This window comes from Ralstonia sp. VS2407, from assembly GCF_052950655.1.
Window position 1 is genome coordinate 449,502 of record NZ_JBRFVG010000001.1, and the last position, 17,619, is coordinate 467,120.

Below are 17,619 nucleotides of genomic sequence, written 5' to 3' on the forward strand. Positions count from 1 at the left end.
AGACTATATCAACCTTTTTCGGATCGCGCTAGTCTTCTGCGCGAATTTTTTTCGAATCGGTTGTGTGACCGCGCAGCACGTCGATGAATTGCGTGAGCCCGTGTGTCGGATGCTTGTCGCGATGCCGCACGATCAGCAGCGGCCGGGCGATACGCGGCAGGCCGCTGTCGACCACGACCAGCCGGCCGTCGCGCAAGGCGTCGGCCACCACGTGGCGCGACAGGCAACTGATGCCGTAGCCTGCCGCCACCGTGCGCTGAATGGCCTCGGAGTGGCCGAGTTCAAGCGCCACATGCAGCGGCCCGACCACCGAAGCGATGCGGCTGTCGATCAGTTCGCGCGTGCCGGAGCCGGGTTCGCGCATCAGCCAGCCCGCTTCGCGCAGCGCCGCGTGTGAGACGGGCCCCGTTCCTCGCGTGAGTGGATGCCCCGGCGCGGCCACGATCACCATCTCATCGTCGATCCACGTTTCGATTTCCAGCGCTTCGCCGCGGCAGGTGCCCTCAATCAGGCCGATGTCGACCTCGAAACGCTGCACGGCATCGACCACGTCCTGCGTATTGCCGATCAGCACATCGAGCTGGCTGTCGGGTGCGATCTCGTGCCGGAAGCCCGCGAGCAGGGCGGGCAGCACGTAGTTGCCGATCGTGCTGCTGGCCGCGAGCTTCAGGCGCACGTTCGGCTGGGCGGTCGCGTGTTCCAGCGCATCGGCGTGATCGAGCAGCGCCTGTGCCTGGGGCAGAAGCTGTCGGCCCAGCGCATTCAGATGCAGACGGCGCGCATGCCGGTCAAACAGCGGATGTCCGAGGGTGGATTCCAGTTCCGCCAGCGCCGCGCTGACGGCCGATTGCGACAGGCCAAGAGCTTCACCGGCCGCAGTGGTCGTTTCACTGCGTGCGATGGCGGCGAAGACAGCCCATTGCCGCAACGTGACGCGAGGCGCCTTATTATCCATAAAAGTGGTTGGAATTACGAAAATTACCTATTTTACATGTTATCACGATCCGCATATCGTTATGCGTATAGCGAATAAGCAAGGCGAATGTGATGACGATTGCACAGAAGCAGTTGGCGCCCCAGGGCGTGACAGCAGGATTCGACGGCCGGACGCTCGTCAGCGTGGGGGTGTTGTTCGGGTGTGCGGGGATTGCGGTGGCGCTCGGGGCCATGCCGTGGGCAGGGCATCTGGGCTTGAGCGCACTGACGCTTGCCATCCTGCTCGGCATGGCCATCGGTCATGTGCCGGGGCATCAGCGTTGGCTGACCCCAGGGGCAATCCAGCTTGCGCGCCATACACTGCTGCGCGCGGGCGTGATTCTCTACGGCGCCCGGCTGACGCTGGCGCAGATCCACGATCTGGGGACTTCGGGCGTGGTGATTCCTCTGCTGGTATTGGCCGCGACGATGCTGGCCGGCACGTGGATCGGCACGCGTTGGTTTCGCCTCACGCGCTCACAAGCTGTGCTGGTGGCAGCTGGCAGTGCGGTGTGTGGGGCGGCGGCCGTACTGGCCGTTGCGCCAGCGGTGAAGGCCTCACCACGCGAAACGACCGTCGCGATCGCTAGCGTGGTGCTGTTCGGCACGATCGGCATCTTTCTGTACCCGTGGCTGTACGCGCTCGTGGCGCATGCCGGGGTGGCCGTCACACCGGAGCATTTTGGCGTCTACATCGGTTCGACGATGCACGAAGTTGCGCAGGTGATTGCCGCAGCGCGTCCGCTCGGCGACGACGCCACCAACGCGGCGGTCGTCAGCAAGATGGTGCGTGTGCTGGCGCTGGCCCCGTTGCTGGTGGTGCTGGCGTGCACAACCCCCAGTGAAGCTCAGGGTCCTGCTTCGGCGTCTCCGGAGAAAGCGCTTCGCAAAGCCGCCGGCCACGCCTGGAAAGCCATGCCCTGGTTTGCGGTGGGGCTGCTGATTGTGACGCTGCTCAATTCCGCCGGTGCGATCCCTGCTGCATGGCATGCCCCCATCGACGCCATCGACACTGCCATGCTGGCCTGTGCGATGTTTGCTATCGGCACGCAAACGCATGTGCCGATGCTGCTGAAGTCCGGTGTGCGACCGCTGCTGTGCGCTGCTGTGTTGTGGGTCGGGCTGGTAGGCGGCGGCGCGCTTATCAACGTGGGCGTGCGCTGGTTGGTGGGCTGATCCGGCACCTGAAGTTGCATGTGCAGAGACGGCTGATTCTCTTCGATGGCGCGCAAGTCGCATCCGGGTGGCGACTTGCGCGCCGCGGCTTTTCATTCGAGTGAGGCCGCCTAGTATGAAGTCCTGAGTCTTAGACAAAGGGGCGATCATGCAAACGCATCCCGTGGTTTCAAGAGATGAATGGCTCATCGAACGCCGAGCGTTGCTGGCGCGCGAGAAAGAGGCCATCCATCTGCGCGACGCCGTCAACGCCGAGCGCCAGGCGCTGCCGTGGGTCAAGGTCGACACGGAATACGTATTTGAATCATCGGAAGGCAAGAAGACGCTGGCCGAGTTGTTCGACGGCCGTAGCCAGTTGGTGGTCTACCACTTCATGTTCGGGCCCGACTGGGATGCGGGCTGCCCAGGGTGCTCCTTCTTCTCCGACCATGTTGGCGGCATGCTCACGCATCTGAATCACCATGACGTGACGTTCGTCGCCGTGTCGCGCGCGCCGATGGACAAAATCGCCGCCTACAAGAAGCGCATGGGCTGGCAATTCCCGTGGGTCTCGTCGTTCGGCACAACGTTCAACCACGACTATCGCGTGAGCTTCTCGCAAGACGAACTCGCTAGCGGTTCGGTCGACTACAACTACACCGCTACGCCTCGCGAAGAAGCTCATGACGAGCTGCCCGGATTGAGCGCGTTTTACAAGGACGAGGCGGGCGATGTCTTCCACACGTATTCGACCTATGCGCGCGGCTTGGAAGACATGGTGGGTACGCTGCTACTGCTCGATCGCGCGCCGCTCGGCCGCAACGAAACCGGCCCCTTGTCATGGGTGCGCCGTCACGACGAATACGAAGAAGCACCTAAGGCGCATGCGTGCTGCGCATCGTAAGACGCTGGAGGGGAAGGGTGTGAGGGGAGGCGAAGAAAGGATTGGTGCCCGAGGCCGGGATCGAACCGGCACGCGCCGATTAGGGCGCAGCGGATTTTAAGTCCGCGGTGTCTACCAATTTCACCACTCGGGCTTGAGGCGGGTGCAAACAATACACGAGACCGACGCCACAAATGAAAACGCCCCGCACGAAGCGAGGCGTTTTGTTATTTTGGCTCCCCGACCTGGGCTCGAACCAGGGACCTACGGATTAACAGTCCGGCGCTCTACCGACTGAGCTATCGGGGAATCGCTGCAACAGCGAAGAAATGAATTCTAGCTAGTTTCTGATCTGCCCGTCAACACCTTTTTTGCGATGCACTACAAAAAGTGTGTCGGGCAAGTGCGCTCAATCGCGTTCAGCCGCGGTCGAGATACTGCTCCTTGTCCTTCACGTCCTTCCAGTCGTCCGCGTCGGGCAGGGGTTGCTTGGTCTTGGTGATGGAAGGCCAGCCGGCTTGAGCCAGCTCGACATTGATGGCGATCCACTTCTGCTGATCAGCGGGCACGTCTTCTTCCGCATAGATGGCGTTGACCGGGCATTCGGCCACGCAGACGGCGCAGTCGATGCACTCGTCCGGATCAATCGTCAGGAAGTTCGGGCCTTCACGGAAGCAGTCGACGGGGCAGACGTCCACGCAGTCGGTGTACTTGCAGCGGACACAGCTTTCGGTAACGACGTGAGTCATTTCGCTTGGAAGTTGAAGCTAGGAATTCGTGGGGCGCGCGACCATGGAGGCTTACGCGCCTCCATGCCGGCAATCCCGCATTGTAACGCACCGACCGTGCCCGACTGCTGCGTCATTGGTGCGCCGTCAGACAGTTTTCGCATGTGTTTATGCGTTGGCGCAAGGTTTGACCCATCCGCTATTGCGCATGCTCGATCACCATCTGGACGCGCGTGATGCCGTTGAAGGTGTTGTTGTCGAGCCGGTAGGCCACATACGCCGAGGCGCCGAGCGGCTCCGCGTGGTTGAACCAGATCGCGTCGAAATGCTGCTTGCCGCGGCCGAGCTTGAGCTTCAGGTGCTTGTCTTTCAGCACGGCCTGCGACAGCACATCGAACTCGCCGCAGAAGCTTGGTGCCGGAAAGCCCTGACCCCAGACCTGGGTTTCGAGCAGCTCGACGAACTGCGGTGTGAAGCATTCGGGGTCGGCCTCGCCATCGGTCTCGAGCACGCGTGAGAGCAGCGCCTCGGTCAGCCATTCGCGGCCGACGGCCTCGAAGGTGGTGACGAATGCATCGAAACCGTCTTCGCGCAGCGTGAGCCCAGCCGCCATGGCATGGCCGCCGAACTTCACGATAAGCCCCGGGCTGCGCTTGTGTACGGCGTCCAGTGCATCACGGAGGTGGAAGCCGGGAATCGAGCGGCCCGAGCCCTTGATGACGCCGTCGTCGCCGGGTGCGAAGGTGAAGACCGGGCGGTGGAATTTGTCCTTGATACGCGAGGCGACGATGCCGATCACGCCCTGGTGCCACGTTTCGTTGTAGACCGCGATGGTGTGCCGACCGGCGCCATCGAGGGCGTTCATGCTGTCGAGGATGGCGAGGGCTTCCTGCTGCATGCCGGCTTCGATCTCGCGGCGCTCGCGGTTCATGCCGTCAAGTTCGGCGGCGATGGACATGGCGCGGTCGTAGTCGTCGGTGAGCAGGCATTCGATGCCGAGCGACATGTCGGCCAACCGCCCCGCGGCGTTCAGGCGCGGGCCAAGGCCGAAGCCGAGATCGAACGTCGACGCGCGGCGCGCCTCGCGGCCGGCCACGCGGAACAGCGCGGCGATGCCCGGGCACATCCGCCCCGCACGCATGCGCTTGAGACCCTGCGCGACCAGCAGACGATTGTTGGCGTCGAGTTTGACCACGTCGGCCACGGTGCCGAGTGCCACCAGATCGAGCAGCGCATCGAGGCGCGGCTGATCCTGCGGCGTGAACACGCCGCGCTTGCGCAGCTCCGCCCGCAGCGCCAGCAGCACGTAGAACATCACGCCCACGCCCGCCAGATTCTTGCTCGGGAAGCCGCAACCCGGCTGGTTCGGGTTGACGATCACGCGCGCCTCGGGCAATTGCGCGCCGGGCATGTGGTGGTCTGTCACGACAACGTCGATGCCCAGCGCGTTGGCGGCCGCCACGCCCGCCACGTCGGCGATGCCGTTGTCGACGGTGACCAGCACGTCGGGCTTCTCGCGCGCAGCGAGCGCCACGATTTCGGGCGACAGGCCGTAGCCGTACTCGAAGCGGTTTGGGACGATATAGCTGACCTGCGCGCCCAGCATGCGCAAGCCACGCACGCCCACGGCGCAGGCGGTGGCGCCGTCGCAGTCGTAGTCGGCAATGATCAGCAGGCGCTTGTTGGCGGCGATGGCGTCGGCGAGGTAGTGGGCTGCGTCGTCAATGCCCTTGAGTTGCGCGGGGGGCAGGAGGTCGGTCAGCTCGGTCGATAGTTCGTCGGGCCGGGCGACGCCCCGAGCGGCCAGGATGCGTGCGAGGACGGGATGGATGCCGTGGCCGGCCAGCGTTGTGGCGGCGTCTGCGGAATGCGAACGGACAGCGATGCGGGTCATGCAGGATCAGGCTCAAGCGGCCATGGAAAGCGGGGAGAGCGCATCACGCAAGGTGCGTGGACGACTGAAGCGGCGCAGCCAGCCGAACGGGCCGTTGGCGAGTTCGCGGCGGGTGACGCGGTAGTGGGCGTAGTGCGAGTCGCCGGTCAGCACGAGCGAGACGGCGTCGATTCGGCCGTCCGCCAGCGCATCGGCGGCGGGGGTAAACCAGTCGCGGTCGTAAGCGCGGAGGGTTTCGATCCAGTCGTACCAGTCGGCGGAAAGATATGGCTTGCCGGCGTCGCCCAGCAGCACGGCGGCGCTTGTGTCGTCGAACGGCACGGCGGCCAGCGTTTCCGCGCAGAGTTCGGTGGCGTTGCCGGCGTGACACAGTCCGGCGAAGAATGGATCAGCGCCGATCATGCGCTCCGCAATGGGGCGGGCATCGACCAGCGCGCCCTGGCCGAACAGCCAGACCGAGTTGACCGGCAGCAGGCCGCGCGCCTCGCGTGCCTGATTGACGGGGTGGTCGTACCACGTCATCTGGATCTCGTTCTGGAACTTGCGCCAGGCGCGCTCCTGCTCGCCCTTGTGCATCCAGATGTCGATGTTGTGGCCGGTGGCCCGCTGCGGCGCGGCGGCAATCAGGTCGCCAAATGGCGAATCGGCGACGTACCAGCGCGCGGCGTGCGTGGCATCGAGCGTGATGCCCATTTCGGCAACCAGCGGGGCGATGGCGGCGCGCAGGGCGTCGGCGTCGGCGGCTTCCAGGCGGAGCTGGGCCGGGTCGAGCATCACCAGATGGTCGCGGGCGGCGTGGATGTGGACCGGCTGCAGGCAGGCCCAGGTGCGCGTGTCGGCGGTGCCCCCGTCCGCCAGGCGCATGTACGGCGCCGACGGCAGCGGAGAAATGGGCAGCCCGGCGTGCTTGGCCAGCCAGCGCTCGTGCGGCAGCGTGGGCAGGTAGGCGTCGTCGTGGCGCTCGCGTTCTGCTTCGCGCGCACGAGCAAGCAACCTTTCCAGGCCCGGCAAGGTCAATTGACGATAAGCGTCGTCCGCCACCTCGGCAGCGGGCGCGCAAAACGGGACAATCAGGGTGAGTTCAGGAATCATGGCTCCGAGATTGTAAACTTCCGGCTCGTCGGCCAGTGAGCCGGACAAATCACACCCACGGGGAATCCCCTTTGAAACTTCCATACGAATGGCAGATCGGCTGGCGGTATACACGCGCAAGCAAGCGCGCCAGCCGCAACAGCTTCATCTCTTTCATTTCGCTCATCTCCATGCTCGGCATTGCGCTCGGGGTGGCGGCGCTGATCATCGTGCTCTCGGTCATGAACGGCTTCCAGAAGGAGGTGCGGGACCGCATGCTGTCGGTGCTGGCGCATATCGAAGTGATGGCGCCGAACAGTCTGCCGGACTGGCAGCGTACCGCCAATGAGGCGATGCAGAACAAGGAAGTCATCGGCGCGGCGCCGTACGTGGGCGCGCAGGCCATGATCACGCGTGACGAGGCGGTGCGCGGTGTGCTGCTGCGCGGCGTGTCGCCCGCCGACGAGCCGAAGGTGTCGGACATCGCCAAGGACTTCAAGACAGGCACGATCGACGACCTGAAACCGGGCGAATTCGGCATCGCCCTGGGCAGCCAACTCGCCAACGGCCTGGGCGTGCACCAGGGGGACAAGGTCACGCTGGTGGCGCCGCAGGGCACCATCACCCCGGCGGGCGTGTTGCCGCGCCTGAAGCAGTTCACCGTGACGGGGATCTTCGAATCGGGCCACTACGAGTTCGACAGCTCGCTGGCGCTGGTCAATATGGAAGACGCCGAGCGCCTGTTCCGCCTGGATGGCCCGACCGGCGTGCGCCTGAAGCTGGTCGACATGGACCGCGCCCCGCAGGTGGCCGAAGCCCTGTCGCGCACGCTGACCGGCGAGCTGTACATCCGCGACTGGTCGCGCCAGAACCGCAACTGGTTTGCCGCCGTGAAGACCGAGAAAAAGATGATGTTCATCATCCTCACGCTGATCATCGCCGTGGCGGCGTTCAACCTGGTTTCCACGCTGGTGATGACGGTGACGGACAAGCAGGCTGACATTGCCATCCTGCGCACCATGGGCGCACAACCGGCATCAATCATGAAGATCTTCATCGTGCAGGGCGTGGCGATCGGTTTTATCGGCACATTGCTGGGCGTCGGCTTCGGCACGCTCATCGCGTACAACATCGACGTGATCGTGCCGTTCATCGAGCGTCTCTTCCACGTGCAATTCCTGCCGCGTGACATCTATTTCATTAGCGAACTGCCCTCGGACCCCCGCGTGAACGACATTGCGACCATTGGCATCATTTCCTTCATCCTCGCCTCGGTGGCGACGCTGTATCCGAGCTGGCACGCCTCGCGCGTGAATCCGGCGGAGGCACTGCGCTATGAGTGAGGCCGTCATGACTTCCATGGAAGCGCCGGCCGCGGCGCCGCAGGGCGTGGTGGTGCAGGCCGAAGGGCTGTCCAAGTCGTTCCGCCAGGGCGGCCTGAACGTCGACGTGCTCAAGGGCGTGGACATCCGCATCGGCGTGGGTGAGAAGGTCGCCATCGTCGGCGCCTCGGGCTCGGGCAAGAGCACGTTGCTGCATGTGCTGGGCGGGCTGGATGAGCCGACGTCGGGCCGCGTCTCGCTGCTCGGCAAGCCTTTCACCGCAATGAAAGAGCGCGAACGCAATACGCTGCGCAACCGGGCGCTGGGCTTCGTCTATCAGTTCCACCATCTGCTGCCGGAATTCACGGCGCTGGATAACGTCGCGATGCCGCTGCGCATTCGCGGCGTGGAAGAGGCGCAAGCGCGCCACACCGCACAGGCGATGCTCGAACGCGTGGGTCTGGGCCCGCGCACGGCACACCGTCCGGGCGAGCTGTCCGGCGGCGAACGCCAACGGGTGGCGATTGCGCGTGCGCTGGTCGGGTCTCCGGCTTGCGTGCTGGCTGACGAGCCCACCGGCAACCTGGACGACCACACGGCCGGTGAAGTGTTCGACCTGATGCTGGAACTCACGCGCACGCTTGGCACCAGCTTTGTCATCGTCACGCACGATATCGAGTTGGCAGGCCGTTGCGATCGCATTTTCCGCCTGCGGGAAGGCCATTTGCACCAGGAGCGCTGAGCTGGGCGGCACGATCGGAAAAGGCGGATTCCACAACGCTGCGCTTTCCGGTAGGTTGCCGCCTTTTCCAACGCATAACGGACTATGTGGATCGATACCCATTGCCACCTCGACGCCAGCGACTTTGATACCGACCGTGATGCGATCGTTGCGCAGGCGCATGCGGCGGGGGTCAACCACATTGTCGTGCCGGCGGTGGCACGCTGGAATTTCGACACGGTGCGGGCGCTGGCCCATCGGCATGCCGGGTGCAGTTATGCGCTGGGCATCCATCCAATCTACGCCGCGCAGGCCAGCGACGACGATCTGCTCGAGCTGCGCCGCCAGATCGCCGCGTCAATGGACGACCCGCGTTTCGTGGCCGTCGGCGAGATCGGCCTCGATTTCTTCATTCCCGACCACGACGTCGAACGGCAGACCGCCGTGTTCCGCGCGCAACTGCGCATCGCACGCGAATTCGATCTGCCTGTGCTGATGCACGTGCGCAAGTCGCAGGATCAGGTGTGCAGCGCCGCCGCCAAGGCGGGCGTGCGTGGTATTGCGCATGCGTTCAACGGCAGCCCGGAACAGGCGCGTCGCTTTGTCGATTCGGGCTTCAAGCTCGGGTTTGGCGGCGTCTTTACCTTCTCGCGTGCCAACCGGGTGCGTCGGCTGGCGCAGGACATGCCGATCGAGTCGATCGTGCTGGAAACCGACGCGCCCGACCTGGCCCCCGCCTGGCTTGCCGACGACCAGTTCGGCGAGCAGGGCGCTGCGCGCAATGCACCCGCCGAAGTCGCTCGTATCGCCGAGGCGATGGCGCAACTGCGCGGCATCTCTATCGACGCGCTGGCCGCCCAGGCACGCCGCAACAGTTTCGAAGCCATTCCTCGCTTGGCTGCGCTCCTGCACGCTTGACGCTCGCACATGCGTCTTGGGTTGATCGGCTTCGTTGCCGGCTGCGTGGCATTGCAGATGCAGGCGGCGCTGCCGCCGGTTTGGCAGCCGCTTTGCGTGCTCGTGCTCTGTCTGTCGCTGGCGGCCGTCATGCGGCGTCGACCAGCGCTGTTTCCCGTGTTGCTCGTCGCCAGCACCGTTGCGGCTGGTTTCGGCTGGAGCGACTGGCGCGCGCAGCAGCGCATGGCCGTGGCGCTCAGCCCTGCGTGGGAAGGCAAGGACGTCATCGCGACCGGCGTGGTGGCCGAGCTGCCGCAGACGGGCGATGAGGCCACGCGTTTTCTCTTCCACATCGAATCCAGCAATGCGGGTGATGCCGTGCCGCCACGCGTGCGCCTGTCCTGGTATGGCACGCGGAACTGGGGCAACGTGGCCGAAGAGGGCGCAAAGCCCGACCGACGTGCCGGCATCCCCGATCTGCAACCCGGCCAGCGCTGGCAACTGACGCTGCGCGCCAAGCGCCCGCACAGCCTGACCAACCCCGGCGGCTTCGATGGCGAATACGCGATGCTGGCCGACAACATCCGGGCCGTCGGCTATGTGCGTACAGGCAAACGCGCGCAGAACATCGCACTGGATGAAACAGGCACCGGCTTCGGAATTGGCGTGGAGCGCTGGCGTGCCAGCGTGCGGCGCCACATCTTGGCCGCGTTGCCCGATGCACGCTTCGCGGCAGTCATGGTGGCGCTCGTGGTGGGCGACCAAAGCGGCATCGCCCGCGACGACTGGGGCCTGTTCCGCCGCACAGGCATCAGCCACCTTGTCAGCATTTCAGGGTTGCACATCACGATGATCGCCGGGCTGTTTGCCGCGTTGTGGATGGCGTTGTGGCGCCGGTCGTTCGGGTTGGCGCGCTGGCTGCGCACGCCGTTGCCGCTGCGTATGCCTACCCCGCGCGCAGGTGGCGTCGCGGCCATGTTGGGGGCGTTCGGCTACTGCTTGCTTGCCGGCATGGGCGTGCCAGCGCAGCGCACGCTGCTGATGCTGTCCACCGTAGCCATCGCCCGGCTGACCGATCGCAATGTGTCGGCCAGCCTGTCGCTGTGCTGGGCGGCGGCAGTGGTGGCGATGGTGGACCCGTGGGCAGTCATGTCGGCGGGGTTCTGGTTGTCGTTCGGCGCGGTGGCGATCATCTTCTTCGCCGCCCGAATGGCCGTCGATGGCACGCGCAATGGCGAAGTCGACGGCAAAATTGAAGGCATCCGCCGTACGGTGGTTGGTGCTACGCGGATTCAGTTTGCGGTCACGTTCGGCTTGTTGCCGTTGACCTTGCTTCTGTTCCAGCAGACGTCGGTCGTCTCTGCGGCGGCCAACGGGCTGGCGATCCCCATGGTCAGTTTCGTGACGACACCGTTGGCGCTGATCGGCGCAGCGCTCCCTGATCCGCTGGCGCAGCCCGTGCTGATGTTGGCCGAGGCGAGTTTCCGCTGGCTGGCCATTTGGCTTGAATGGCTGGCACAACCGCGCTGGTCGGTGTGGGTTGCGCCGGCCGCGCCCAAGTGGGCGTTGCTGCTGTCGTTGCTTGGTGTAGCGCTATTGCTGGTGCCCGGTGGCGTGCGTGCATGGGCGTGGCGCGCTCAGGGCGCCTTGCTCCTCTTGCCACTGGTGCTGGCGCGCGTGCCAATGCCATTACCCGGCGAATTCCGGCTTGTCGCGTTCGACATCGGGCAAGGTGCCGCAGCATTGGTCGAAACCGCCAACCATCGTCTGCTGTTCGACACCGGCCCGCGCTACGGCGATCACGCGGATGCTGCCGCCCGCGTCATCGCTCCTTACCTTCGCAGCCACGGCGTCGAATCGCTCGACACGCTTGTCGTCAGCCACGAAGACAGCGACCACGCCGGTGGCACCGAAACGGTGATCGGCGCGGTGCCGGTGCGCACCATGTTGGCGTCTTTGCCTCAGGGACACGCCTTGCGCGGCGTGGCCGATGAAAGCGGCATCCGCTTTACCGATTGTTTGGCTGGGCAAACATGGACGTGGGACGGCGTTGTCTTTGAGGTGCTGCACCCCCTGCGCCTGCCCGCTGAAAGCGAGCGCGTGTCCAGCAATGCTCGCAGTTGTGTGCTGCGTATCGCCAATGGCCGCCATGCTGCGCTGCTGACGGGCGATATCGAAGCCGCCCAGGAAAGCGCCCTGATCGCCGCTGAAACGCCTGAGCGACTGATGGCAGACATCTTGCTTGTGCCGCATCACGGCAGCAAGACAAGCTCCAGCGGCGCGTTCTTGGACGCGGTTTCTCCGCAGGTGGCGGTTTTCCAGGTCGGCTACCGCAATCGGTACGGACATCCGCATCCGCAGGTCTGGCAGCGCTATGTGGCGCGCGACATCGACGGTTTGCGCACGGACAAGACCGGTGCCGTCGTCATCGAGACCGGCGGCGATGTGCTGAACGTCCAGACCGCGCGCACCATGCGGCCGCGGTACTGGTCTTCCGCGCAGGAAGTCGAACCCCTGGCAACGGCCGCCGGCGCCGTCGACGCCCAGCCGTGAAACTTGGTGGCATAACGGGTTGGCCCCATTGTGGGGGTCAAAACCGCTGTGCTATAAAAACCACGTGCCGCGTACATCGCGCGGCGCCGTCAGGGGAGAAAAGCATGGCAGTCCGGTTCTACGATGAAATGCTCAACTGGCATGACGGGGGCCGCAACCCCCATGCCGCCGAACCGGCCCCGGCAGCACTCGTCCAGCAGGGCGAGGTACGCGGCCACTACGGACGTTTCGCCGAATGGCTGGGCGCGCAATCGGCCACGACGCTGCAGAACAAGCGCGCCGAGGCAGACCTGATCTTCCGCCGCGTCGGTATCACCTTTGCTGTGTACGGCGACAAGGACGAATCGAACAGCGGCACCGAGCGCACGATTCCGTTCGACATCATTCCGCGCATCTTCCCGGCCAGCGAGTGGGCCACGCTCGAGCGCGGCCTTCGGCAACGCGTCGATGCGCTCAACCGCTTCCTGCACGACATCTATCACGAGCAGAACATCCTGCGCGCCGGTGTCATTCCGCCCGATCAGATCTACAACAACGCCCAATACCGCCCCGACATGCTCGGCGTGGACGTGCCGCGCGACATCTACGCGCACGTGGCCGGCATCGACATCGTGCGTGCCGGCGAGGGCGAGTTCTACGTGCTGGAAGACAACCTGCGCGTGCCATCGGGTGTGTCGTACATGCTGGAAAACCGCAAGATGATGATGCGGCTGTTTCCGGAGTTGTTCGCGCGCAATCGTGTGGCGCCCGTCGCGCATTACCCCGACATGCTGCTCGACATGCTGCGCAGCGTGTCGCCGCAGAACATCGCCGACCCGACGGTAGTGGTGCTTACGCCCGGCATGTACAACTCGGCGTATTTCGAGCATGCGTTCCTTGCGCAGCAGATGGGCGTGGAGCTGGTGGAGGGGCACGATCTTTTCGTGCAGGACGATCACCTTTATATGCGCACGACGCAGGGCCCGCAGCGCATCGACGTCATCTACCGCCGGGTGGACGACGACTTCCTCGATCCGCTGGTGTTCCGCCCGGATTCTTCGCTGGGCGCGGCTGGGCTGCTGTCGGTCTATCGCGCGGGCAACGTCACCATCTGCAATGCCATCGGCACCGGCGTGGCAGACGACAAGTCGATCTATCCGTACGTGCCGGACATGATCCGCTTCTACCTCGGCGAGGAGCCGATCCTCAATAACGTGCCGACGTACATGTGCCGTCGCCCCGACGACCTGCAATACGTGCTCGACCACATGGGCGAACTGGTGGTCAAGGAAACGCACGGTGCAGGCGGCTACGGCATGCTCGTCGGTCCGGCGGCCACGCAGGAGGAGATTGCCGCTTTCCGTGAGGTGGTGAAGGCTCGCCCCGATCAGTACATCGCCCAGCCAACCCTGGCACTGTCGACTTGCCCGACGTATGTGGAAGCCGGTATCGCGCCGCGCCACATCGACCTGCGGCCGTTCGTGCTATCCGGTAAGGATGTGCGCATGGTGCCCGGTGGCCTGACGCGTGTGGCGTTGCGCGCCGGCTCGCTGGTGGTCAATTCGTCGCAGGGCGGCGGGACGAAGGATACGTGGGTGCTGGAGCGCTGAACGCTCGCGCAGTGTCGCAACAGGCAATCGATCAATCGCCTATCGAATACGTAGAAGGGAACGCCATGCTCAGCCGCACCGCAGACCACCTTTTCTGGATGGCGCGCTACACCGAACGCGCCGAGAACACCGCCCGCATGCTCGACGTGAACTACCAGACCTCGCTGCTGCCGCAATCCGCGGAAGTGGCCGAGCAGGGCTGGTGGGCAATGCTCGACATCTCCGAACTGACGCAGGTCTTTGACGAGCGCTATGGCCTGCTCTCGCGCGACGATGTGATCGATTTCATGGTGCGCGACATGACCAACCCGTCGTCGATCATGAGCTGTCTGCGCGGGGCGCGCGAGAACGCCCGGGCGGTACGCGGCTCCATCACGACCGAGGTTTGGGAGACCATCAACACCACGTGGCTGGATGTGCAGCGCCTGATTGCCGAAGGCATGCTGCGCGATGATCCGTCTCAGTTCTTTGAGTGGGTGAAGTTCCGCTCGCATCTGTCGCGCGGCGTGCAGGTCGGCACCATGCTGACGGACGACGCGTTCCATTTCATGCGCCTGGGCACGTTTCTGGAGCGCGCCGACAACACTGCGCGGCTGCTGGACGTGAAATTCCAATCAACGCCTACGCGCGATGAAACGGCGGCGGAGCAGGGCGACTTCTACCATTGGGCTGCCACGCTGCGCTCGGTGTCGGGCTTCGAGGTCTACCGCAAGATCTATCGCAACGTCATCACGCCGACGCGCGTGGCGGAGCTGCTGATTCTGCGCAGCGACATGCCGCGGTCGCTGCTGGCCAGCATGGACGAGGTGGTCGAGATTCTTTCGACAGTGCGCAACAGTCAATCGGCAGAGACTGAACGTCGCGCTGGTAAACTGCACGCCGACCTGCGGTACGCCCGCATCGAAGATATTTTTGCTGTTGGCCTGCATGCCTGGCTGACCAACTTCCTGGAGCGGATAGGCGACCTAGGCAACGGCATCAGCCAGGATTTCCTGGTGCCGCTCGAGGTGGCGTGACGTGCAAGACAACGTGCATACATCGGGGCGCCGCTTTCGGGTGGCGCCCGTGTCATCGTGAAATACCAAATTCGACATACGACGGTCTACCGTTATGCCGAGCCGCTGCGCCACAGCGTGCACGAGCTGCGGCTGACACCTCGCAGCGGCGAGCTGCAGCAGGTGGACACCTGGCAGATCCATGCGCCCGGTAACCTCACGCGCGCCACCGACGGTTTCGGCAACGTCGTTCATCACTTCACCCTCGGCAACCGTACGGAAGACGTCATCATCGACGCGCGCGGCGTTGTCGAGGCGTTTCCTGCGGGCTCGCCGGGCAGTCAACGGTTTGTCGATGCGCCTGGGCAAGGGCGCTATCGCGTATCGCCGCTGTACTTTTTGAGTGCCACGCCGCTGACTTCCGCGCCGCCCGAAATGATCAACTTCGCGCGCGAGCACGCGCTGGTGCTCGGAGACGCGGAATCTGCCGTGCGGCTTGCGCAAGCTATCGCCAAGCGCGTGAGCTATAAGCCGAATACCACTCACGTCGGCACTACCGCAGCGGAGGCGTTTGGCCTGGGCACGGGCGTATGCCAGGATCAGGCGCAGGTGATGGTCGCGTGCTGCCGGGCGTTGGGCGTACCGGCGCGCTATGTCAGCGGCTATTTCCACGCCGTGGGCGAAGAAGACCTCGCCAGCCACGCGTGGGCCGACGTCTGCCTCGATGCCGAATCGCACACCTGGTGCAGCATCGACGTCACCCACCAGTGCTTTACCGATGCCCGCCACATCCGGTTGGCGGTCGGGCGCGATTACCAGTCGGCAGCACCGGTACGCGGCGTGCGGCAGGGCGGGGGTGCCGAGACGCTGGATGTCAGCATTTCCATTGAGCCGTTGCCCGTCGAGGCGGCTCGAGTGAATTGAGCACCTCTTCCAAGCGCGCGGATGGGTTCCGATCGGCGCGCTAGAATGCCTTCAACCTACCGATTCCGTTTGTTGCTTCGCCCATGACTTATTGCGTCGCCATGCGCCTGGACGCAGGCCTTGTGTTCCTGTCCGATTCCCGCACGAATGCGGGCGTGGACGCCATTTCCACGTTTCGCAAGATGACCGTCTTCGAGCGCGAAGGCGATCGCGTCATGGTGCTGCTGACGGCCGGTAATCTCGCCATCAGCCAGGCGGTGCGTCAGGTGCTGACCGAAGCGCGCGGCAAGCCTCGCTCGCTGTGGACGGCACGGGACATGTTCGAGGCAGCCACAATCGTTGGCGAGGCCGTGCGCGATGTCTACGACCGCGATGCCGCGGCGCTGGCCAAGGCCAAGATCGACTTCAACGTCAGCATCATCTTTGGCGGGCAGATTGGCGCAGAGCGCCCGCGCCTGTTCAACGTCTACGCAGCAGGCAACTTCATTGAAGCCACGCCCGAGAACTGCTACTTCCAGATCGGCGAGGCCAAGTACGGCAAGCCGATCATCGATCGCGTGGTCAGCCCGGGGCTGCCGCTGGACGAAGCCGCAAAGTGCGCGCTGATCTCGATGGATTCGACGCTGAAGTCGAATATTTCCGTGGGTTTGCCGCTGGATTTGCTGGTCTATGAGGCCGACTCCCTGCGTGTGACGCGCTTTGTCGCCATCGACGAAGAGAACCCATATTTCACGATGATTCGCGGCACATGGGGCAAGCGCCTGCGCCAGGTGTTTGCCGAGATCGACGATCCGGACTGGGAAACCGGCACTTCGCCTTCGCACCCGTTGCGCCGTGAGGGCCATTCTTCCGCAGAGGTCGAGCCCGTGCGCGTTGCACCGCCCGCCGCCGACGTTCCAGCCACGCCGGATCGTGCGCCCGGCCCAGCGTTGGAGCAGGTGTCCACGATCCAGCGCGTGGCTGGCGGATCGCAAAAGTCGCACTGAACGGCACAGGATCTGCGATGCGCGATGTGATGCTTTTTTCGCATGCCAACGGCTTTCCCGTGGGGACGTATCGCAAGATGCTGGGCGTGCTGGGTGACGAATTCGACATCCGCGCCGTGGAGCGTTTTGGGCACGACCCGCGTTTTCCAGTGACCCGTTCCTGGCCTGGTCTGGTGAGGGAGCTGCTCGCCGAAATCGACGCGCAGGTGGAGCCGGTCTGGCTGGTGGGCCATTCGCTGGGTGGCTTCTTGAGCTTGATGGCGGCGCTGCGCCGGCCCGAGCGCGTGCGCGGCGTCGTGATGCTCGATTCGCCGATCATTGCCGGGTGGCGCGCCAAGCTGCTGCGCGTGGCGCAATGGCTGGACATCGATGAGAGCCAATCGCCTGCTGCAGCGACGAAGAACCGGCGCCATCTGTGGCCCGATCGCGACGCCGTCTGGAGCCACTTCAAGGCCAAGCGCAAGTTCGATCGTTGGGACGAAGACGTGCTGCGCGATTATGTCGAACATGGCACCGAGCCCACGGGCCGTGACCACGAGCGCACACTGCGTTTCTCACGCGAAATCGAATACCAGATCTACCGGACGTTGCCGACCAACATGGGGCGCAAAGTCGCGGGCGGCACGGCGTTCCCCGTCAGCTTTGTGGCGGGCACCCGTTCGCGCGAGATTCGCAAGGTCGGGCTGGGTGCAACCCGGCGCATCGTCGGCGGCAGGCTGCGCTGGATCGAAGGTAGCCATCTTTATCCAATGGAAAAGCCGCTCGAAACGGCTGAGTTGATCCGCGAATTGATCAACGAAATGCGCGCCAACACAGGCGCCATGCGGCACGCCGCATAGGCGAGGCTGGTCGGGGGCAAATTCCACCGTTCTGTCACGGATCGGTGAGGGGACCTTTGCTATAATCCGGCTTTCCCCGGCAAGCTA

General features: G+C 64.5%; 15 protein-coding genes and 2 tRNA genes. 11 read left to right on the forward strand and 6 right to left on the reverse strand.

Translation table 11 applies throughout. From position 1 onward, the window contains the following. Positions 1-28: 28 nt before the first annotated feature. Complete coding sequence (locus ACU8YE_RS02140) at positions 29-955, reverse strand: LysR family transcriptional regulator (RefSeq protein ID WP_433866798.1); 927 nt, start codon at positions 953-955, stop codon at positions 29-31. Positions 956-1,047: 92 nt separating this feature from the next. On the opposite strand from ACU8YE_RS02140, the gene ACU8YE_RS02145 reads away from it, so the two are divergent. Together ACU8YE_RS02145 and ACU8YE_RS02150 are read left to right on the forward strand one after the other, a co-directional pair. Further along, positions 1,048-2,151: a YeiH family protein gene (locus ACU8YE_RS02145; RefSeq protein WP_446928009.1), complete on the forward strand. Its 1,104-nt coding sequence runs from the start codon at positions 1,048-1,050 to the stop codon at positions 2,149-2,151. Positions 2,152-2,299: 148 nt separating this feature from the next. Next, positions 2,300-3,034, forward strand: coding sequence for a DUF899 domain-containing protein (locus ACU8YE_RS02150; protein ID WP_446928010.1), 735 nt, complete (start codon positions 2,300-2,302; stop codon positions 3,032-3,034). A 42-nt stretch (positions 3,035-3,076) separates the two neighbouring features. Here ACU8YE_RS02150 and ACU8YE_RS02155 read toward each other — a convergent pair. The 5 genes from ACU8YE_RS02155 to ACU8YE_RS02175 all read right to left on the reverse strand — a co-directional run bounded on the left by ACU8YE_RS02155 (position 3,077) and on the right by ACU8YE_RS02175 (position 6,727). Continuing rightward, positions 3,077-3,167: transfer RNA gene (locus ACU8YE_RS02155), tRNA-Leu, on the reverse strand. 79 nt (positions 3,168-3,246) lie between these two features. Then, positions 3,247-3,322: transfer RNA gene (locus tag ACU8YE_RS02160), tRNA-Asn, on the reverse strand. A 110-nt stretch (positions 3,323-3,432) separates the two neighbouring features. Next, positions 3,433-3,762 (reverse strand): ferredoxin FdxA, encoded by a 330-nt coding sequence (gene fdxA, locus ACU8YE_RS02165; RefSeq protein ID WP_004626101.1) that lies wholly within the window; start codon positions 3,760-3,762, stop codon positions 3,433-3,435. A gap of 178 nt (positions 3,763-3,940) precedes the next feature. Beyond that, positions 3,941-5,635: a single-stranded-DNA-specific exonuclease RecJ gene (gene recJ / locus ACU8YE_RS02170; RefSeq protein WP_260802709.1), complete on the reverse strand. Its 1,695-nt coding sequence runs from the start codon at positions 5,633-5,635 to the stop codon at positions 3,941-3,943. A gap of 12 nt (positions 5,636-5,647) precedes the next feature. After that, on the reverse strand, positions 5,648-6,727 hold the full coding sequence (locus ACU8YE_RS02175; protein ID WP_316877868.1) for a hypothetical protein: 1,080 nt from the start codon (positions 6,725-6,727) through the stop codon (positions 5,648-5,650). 71 nt (positions 6,728-6,798) lie between these two features. Here ACU8YE_RS02175 and ACU8YE_RS02180 point away from each other — a divergent pair, with 71 nt between their 5' ends. The 9 genes from ACU8YE_RS02180 (at position 6,799) to ACU8YE_RS02220 (ending at position 17,532) form a co-directional block, all read left to right on the forward strand. Further along, entirely contained in the window at positions 6,799-8,049 is a 1,251-nt protein-coding gene (locus ACU8YE_RS02180) for a lipoprotein-releasing ABC transporter permease subunit (protein WP_446928011.1), read from the forward strand. Then, positions 8,042-8,770 carry a lipoprotein-releasing ABC transporter ATP-binding protein LolD gene (lolD, locus tag ACU8YE_RS02185; protein ID WP_232042434.1) on the forward strand — a complete coding sequence of 243 codons (729 nt, stop codon included), beginning with the start codon at positions 8,042-8,044 and terminating at the stop codon, positions 8,768-8,770. The genes ACU8YE_RS02180 and lolD overlap by 8 nt, the downstream gene beginning before the upstream one ends. Positions 8,771-8,854: 84 nt before the next feature. Further along, positions 8,855-9,667 carry a TatD family hydrolase gene (locus ACU8YE_RS02190; RefSeq protein WP_446928012.1) on the forward strand — a complete coding sequence of 271 codons (813 nt, stop codon included), beginning with the start codon at positions 8,855-8,857 and terminating at the stop codon, positions 9,665-9,667. Positions 9,668-9,676: 9 nt separating this feature from the next. Continuing rightward, complete coding sequence (locus tag ACU8YE_RS02195) at positions 9,677-12,199, forward strand: DNA internalization-related competence protein ComEC/Rec2 (protein WP_446928013.1); 2,523 nt, start codon at positions 9,677-9,679, stop codon at positions 12,197-12,199. Between the two features lie 104 nt (positions 12,200-12,303). After that, a complete protein-coding gene (locus ACU8YE_RS02200; protein ID WP_260802704.1) occupies positions 12,304-13,788 on the forward strand; it encodes a circularly permuted type 2 ATP-grasp protein in 1,485 nt (494 codons plus the stop codon). A gap of 65 nt (positions 13,789-13,853) precedes the next feature. Beyond that, positions 13,854-14,804, forward strand: coding sequence for an alpha-E domain-containing protein (locus ACU8YE_RS02205; RefSeq protein ID WP_232042438.1), 951 nt, complete (start codon positions 13,854-13,856; stop codon positions 14,802-14,804). Positions 14,805-14,861: 57 nt separating this feature from the next. Beyond that, on the forward strand, positions 14,862-15,707 hold the full coding sequence (locus ACU8YE_RS02210; protein WP_232042439.1) for a transglutaminase family protein: 846 nt from the start codon (positions 14,862-14,864) through the stop codon (positions 15,705-15,707). A gap of 83 nt (positions 15,708-15,790) precedes the next feature. Then, positions 15,791-16,693: a peptidase gene (locus tag ACU8YE_RS02215; protein ID WP_232042440.1), complete on the forward strand. Its 903-nt coding sequence runs from the start codon at positions 15,791-15,793 to the stop codon at positions 16,691-16,693. A gap of 17 nt (positions 16,694-16,710) precedes the next feature. Further along, a complete protein-coding gene (locus ACU8YE_RS02220; protein WP_446928014.1) occupies positions 16,711-17,532 on the forward strand; it encodes an alpha/beta fold hydrolase in 822 nt (273 codons plus the stop codon). The last annotated feature ends 87 nt before the right edge of the window (positions 17,533-17,619 follow it).